This is a genomic window from Bradyrhizobium sp., from assembly GCF_049691595.1.
GTDB lineage: Bacteria > Pseudomonadota > Alphaproteobacteria > Rhizobiales > Xanthobacteraceae > Bradyrhizobium.
Map to the genome: position 1 here is coordinate 1 of NZ_JBAVNZ010000612.1, position 2206 is coordinate 2206.

Here is a 2206-nt window from a genome sequence, read left to right on the forward strand (position 1 = left end):
CGCGAGCCGGTCGGCGCCCGCAATCCTGCGATCCTCTATGGCGTCGGCAATATCCTGGAAAACGCGGTCGATTTCGCCCGGGAAACTGTCGAAGTGAACGCGTGGTGGAACGCGGAGACGGTCGAGATCGTGATTTCCGATGACGGGCCGGGCATTGCGCCGGCTATGCTCAAGCGCATCGGCGAGCCCTTTTTGTCGCGGCGGCGCGGCGCCGATGAGGCCCAAAGCGAGCGCAGCGGGCTCGGTCTTGGGGTATTCATCGCCCGCACGCTGCTGGAACGCAGTGGCGCAAGAGTATCCTTCTCCAACCGCGTCTTTCCCGATCACGGTGCCGTGGTTCATATTGTCTGGCCGCGCAGCCGCTTCGAGGCCGAAGAGATCGCAGCTCAGCCTGCGTCCTAGCGTCGTCCCCATACCGCGCGATCTCGCCATTTTGCGCTGGGGTTAGAACCTTCTCACCAACGAAGGCCGGCGGTCATAGACCCCGGTTCAAGGCCGGGACGACGGCGTGATCGACTTTAGGCGGCCTTGGCAGCGCCGCGCTGCCGCGCCATATCCTGTCGTATCCGAAACCAGGGATGCCCGTCCGTGAACGCCATCGCCGAACTGAACGATCATGCCGACCGCTCGCTGCTCATCGTCGAGGACGACAAGCCGTTTCTGGAGCGGCTGTCGCGCGCCATGGAAACCCGCGGCTTCTCGGTCAGGTCCTGCGACAGCGTGGCCGGCGGCCTGGCCGAGATCGGCCGCGCCGCGCCGGCCTTCGCCGTGGTTGATCTTAGGCTCGGCGACGGCAACGGCCTCGACGTGGTGTCGGCGCTGAAGCGCAAGCGCCCGGACGCGCGTGCGATCGTGCTGACCGGCTACGGCAACATCGCCACCGCGGTGACCGCGGTGAAGATGGGCGCGGTCGATTATCTGTCAAAACCCGCCGATGCCGACGATGTCGTCGCGGCCCTGCTGGCCAGCGGCACCGAGAAATCCGAACCTCCGGCGAACCCGATGTCGGCGGACCGGGTGCGTTGGGAGCATATCCAGCGCATCTACGAGATGTGCAACCGCAACGTCTCGGAAACCGCGCGCCGGCTCAACATGCACCGCCGCACCCTGCAGCGGATCCTGGCCAAGCGCGCCCCGCGGTAGCTTTTGCGTTCTGGATTCCCTCGTCGCATCGGCGCTGGCAATGACGAGAGCAGCGACCGGGTTCATTGGCTTTTCGCCTATTCAATGACCTTATCGGCTCGAAGCAAAAAGGACTCAGCAAGTGGCAGTCCGATACTCCTGGCAGCATTCAAATTCACGACGAGTTCAAATTTGGTTGGCTGTTCCACGGGCAGATCGGAGGGCTTGGCTCCCTTGAATATCTTGTCCACGAAGGTCGCAGCTCTGAAATAGAGGTTGGCGTAGTCGACGCTGTATGAGAGCAAGCCACCTTCATCGACAAGCTCTCTGGTTGCGTACATCGCCGGAAGCTTGTGCTTGATCGCCAGACCGGTGATCAATCGACGATTGGCATGGATTAGCCCGTCATTTTCGACGATGAGGGCGTCGGCGTGCTGCTCGGCCGCCACTTCGAACGCAACTTCCAGGTCTTCCATTTTTTTCACGTCAAGAAGCTGCGGCTCGATCCGGAGGTTTGAGGCCGTCGTCTTCAAGGCTTCCCAGCGGGCCGGCGAAACAGGGTTTGACATATTGTAGAGAGCGGCCAATCGCTTCATTTCCGGTACGATCTCGCGCAGTATTTCGACCCGTTTGGATTCCAGCTCGGTTGTAAAGGCGCTCAGGCCGGTGACATTGTTGCCGGGCTGCGCGAGACTGGCTACCGCGCCGACGCCAACCGGCGCGCCGCTGGCAGCCATGACGATCGGAATTACTGCGGTAGCGTTCTTGGCTGCGAGCACGGCCGGTGTGCCTCGTGTCAGGATGAGGTCACAATTCAGATGAAGCAGCTCGGCGGCCAACTCGGTGAACCTTTCGCCATGACCATCCGCCGACCGATACTCGATGACGAGATTGCGCCCTTCGGTATAACCAGATGCCCGCAGTCCCTCTCGAAAGGACTGCATATTGGCAGCGTTCAAGGCGAGAGCCGACGTTTCCAGCACGCCGATCCGCCAGACCTTGCTGGCTTGCTGCGCAGCGGCAGCGAACGACCACGTCATCGCGCCGGTGACTACCTTTATGAAATCGCGGCGCCTCATGTCAG

3 protein-coding genes are annotated in these 2206 nt (G+C 62.0%); 2 read left to right on the top strand and 1 reads right to left on the bottom strand.

Translation table 11 applies throughout. From position 1 onward, the window contains the following. Together WCE35_RS24425 and WCE35_RS24430 are read left to right on the top strand one after the other, a co-directional pair. A partial coding sequence (locus WCE35_RS24425; RefSeq protein ID WP_424595876.1) for an ATP-binding protein occupies nucleotides 1–402 on the top strand: 402 nt, incomplete at its 5' end. 186 nt (nucleotides 403–588) lie between these two features. Then, nucleotides 589–1143 (top strand): ActR/PrrA/RegA family redox response regulator transcription factor, encoded by a 555-nt coding sequence (locus WCE35_RS24430; RefSeq protein ID WP_424595877.1) that lies wholly within the window; start codon nucleotides 589–591, stop codon nucleotides 1141–1143. A gap of 77 nt (nucleotides 1144–1220) precedes the next feature. On the opposite strand, the gene WCE35_RS24435 is transcribed toward WCE35_RS24430, so the two are convergent. Then, nucleotides 1221–2206, bottom strand: a 986-nt coding sequence (locus tag WCE35_RS24435) for an ABC transporter substrate-binding protein (RefSeq protein ID WP_424595878.1), incomplete at its 5' end; no start/stop codon positions are given.